Origin of the sequence: Microbacterium sp., assembly GCF_035554235.1 — a bacterium.
In the GTDB taxonomy this organism is placed as follows: Bacteria; Actinomycetota; Actinomycetes; order Actinomycetales; family Microbacteriaceae; genus Microbacterium.
The window spans coordinates 1-2,932 of sequence record NZ_DATMIO010000133.1; the positions used below are offsets into that span (position 1 = coordinate 1).

2 protein-coding genes are annotated in these 2,932 nt (G+C 70.7%); both read left to right on the plus strand.

Going from position 1 to position 2,932, the window contains the following annotated elements; all coding sequences use genetic code 11:
• Positions 1-207 precede the first annotated feature (207 nt).
• Positions 208-798, plus strand: a complete 591-nt coding sequence (locus VNT50_RS06840; protein ID WP_325484356.1) for a PadR family transcriptional regulator — start codon at positions 208-210, stop codon at positions 796-798.
• A gap of 109 nt (positions 799-907) precedes the next feature.
• Positions 908-2,644 carry a DEAD/DEAH box helicase gene (locus VNT50_RS06845; RefSeq protein ID WP_325484357.1) on the plus strand — a complete coding sequence of 579 codons (1,737 nt, stop codon included), beginning with the start codon at positions 908-910 and terminating at the stop codon, positions 2,642-2,644.
• The last annotated feature ends 288 nt before the right edge of the window (positions 2,645-2,932 follow it).

Here is a 2,932-nt window from a genome sequence, read left to right on the forward strand (position 1 = left end):
TTGGCCACGTGTGGATCTCCATCTATCGGTGCGGCGCACGGGGCACCGGTGCCGCCGGCTGACGCCGGGCATACCTGCCTATGTTATCCGTCCGTGACCTTGGAGTGGGCTGTGACGTCGCCCGAGCGGGGCACGCATGCCCGGTATCTATATACTCGGCACGCACATACGCGGCATCCACTGTGGATGCCGGGATCGGAGGTCGCCGTGTCGGTGCGACACAGCCTGCTGGCCATCCTCGACCGGGGCCCCTGCTACGGGTACCAGCTGCGCGCCGAGTTCGACCGGCGGACCGGCTCGACCTGGCCCCTCAACGTGGGGCAGATCTACAACACCCTCGACCGCCTCGAACGCGACGGTCTCGTCGCGAAGGGCGACACCGACGAACGGGGGCACGTGTACTACGAGACCACGGATGCCGGTTCGGCCGAGGTGGCGGAGTGGCTCGGCTCCCCCGTCGTCCGGGGAGCGGGAACCCGTGACGAGCTCGCGGTGAAGCTCGCCGTAGCCGCGACCCTGCCGGGCGTCGATGCGGCGGCGATCATCCAGACCCAGCGAGAGGCCGCGTCGGTGCGGCTGTACGAGTTGAGGCGACGGGCCTACCCGGGATCCGCGCCCGACGGACCGGAGCAGCTCGCATTCTCGCTCGTTGTCGACTCGATGATCTGCCACGCGGAGGCCGAGCTGCGCTGGCTCGACCATGCCGAACAGCGCCTGGCGCAGCATCCGGAGCACGCTCTTGCACTCGAACTGGCGACAGAGCGGCCCCGTCGCGGCCGGCCCGCCGCCGCGCGATGACGACGGCCGGCTCGGCGCTCTGTCGCGTCCGCGGCGGCGCGGACTAACCTGAAGCGTGACTTCCGCTGATGCTCCCGTCGAGGCCGAGGCTCCCGCAGAGCCCCCCGCGATGACCTTCTCCGACCTCGGATTGGGCGAATCGGTGCTCAAGGCGCTCCGCGACGTCGGGTACGAGACGCCCTCCGCCATCCAGGCAGCGACCATCCCGACCCTGCTCGCGGGCCGCGATGTCGTGGGTCTCGCGCAGACGGGCACCGGCAAGACGGCCGCCTTCGCGCTGCCGATCCTCGATCGCCTCGACGTCACGCAGAAGACCCCGCAGGCGCTCGTGCTGGCACCGACCCGCGAACTCGCGCTGCAGGTCTGCGAGGCGTTCGAGAAGTACGCGTCGCACGTCAAGGGCGTTCACGTGCTGCCGGTCTACGGCGGCCAGGGCTACGGGGTTCAGCTCTCGGCGCTCCGCCGCGGTGTGCACATCATCGTCGGCACCCCGGGCCGCATCATGGACCACCTCGACAAGGGCACCCTCGATCTCTCGGAGCTCAAGTACCTCGTGCTCGACGAGGCCGACGAGATGCTCAAGATGGGCTTCGCCGAGGATGTCGAGACGATCCTCGCCGACACCCCGGCCACGAAGCAGGTAGCCCTCTTCTCGGCGACCATGCCGGCCGCGATCCGCCGGATGTCGAAGCAGTACCTGCACGATCCGGAAGAGATCACGGTCAAGACGAAGACCACCACGTCGGCGTCGACCACACAGCGCTATCTGATCGTGTCGTACCAGCAGAAGATCGATGCGCTGACCCGCATCCTCGAGGTCGAGAACTTCGAGGGCATGATCGTCTTCGCCCGCACGAAGAGCGCGACCGAGGAGGTCGCCGAGAAGCTCCGCGCCCGCGGCTACTCGGCCGCGGCGATCAACGGCGACATCGCCCAGGTGCAGCGCGAGCGCACGGTCAACCAGCTCAAGTCGGGCAAGCTCGACATCCTGGTGGCGACGGATGTCGCGGCCAGGGGCCTCGACGTGGAGCGCATCTCCCACGTCGTGAACTTCGACATCCCCACCGACACGGAGTCGTACGTGCACCGCATCGGTCGCACGGGGCGCGCCGGCCGCTCGGGCGATGCGATCAGCTTCGTCACGCCGCGCGAGCGCAACCTCGTCTCGGCGATCGAGCGGGCCACCCGCCAGCCGCTGACCCAGATGCACCTGCCGAGCGTCGACGATGTGAACGTCACCCGGCTCGCGCGGTTCGATGACCGCATCACGGCGGCCCTCGACCAGACCGACCGCATCGACGGGTTCCGCGACGTCATCGCCCACTACGTGCGCAATCACGACGTGCCCGAGGTCGATGTGGCCGCGGCGCTCGCGGTGGTGGCGCAGGGCCAGTCCCCGCTCCTGCTCGAGCCGGAGCCGGCGCGCCCGAAGCGCGAGTTCGAAGACCGCGGCGACCGGGGGGATCGCCCCGGCCGGTTCGACCGCGACGAGCGGGGGGAGCGTCCTGAGCGCCGGCAGCGGCCGAGCAGCGGTTCGATGACGACCTATCGCATCGCGGTGGGCAAGCGGCACCGCGTCGAGCCGCGCCAGATCGTCGGAGCCCTCGCGAACGAAGGCGGCCTCAGCCGCGGCGACTTCGGCGCCATCCAGATCAGGCCCGATTTCTCGCTCGTCGAGCTTCCCGCCGACCTGCCGCGCGACACCCTGGACCGGCTCTCGGGCACCCGCATCTCGGGCCGCCTGATCGAGCTGCGCCCCGACACCGGTGGTCCGGGCCGTCGCCCCTCCGGGGATGACCGGCCCGCCCGAAAGCCCCGGCACAAGTCGCCGCGCGACGGCGACTGACCCCGTCTCGCCCCGTTCCGGTACGCCCGCTCATCCGGCGCGCTTGGCCCGCACGCGTGGCCGGCGCCACCGACCCCGTCCGACCGACCCACACCGCCGGCACCGCCGGGTTTGGGGCGCAGAACTCCCATTGGGGCGCGGCGCACGCGCCCCAATGACAGCGCCGCGCCCCAAACGTCAGCGCACGCGCCCCAAACGCAGGCGCCGCGCCCCGAACGCAAGCGGCGCGCCCCAAACGTCAGCGGCCCGCCCCGAACCCACGCGTAACGCCGGCAGCGAATCCGGGCG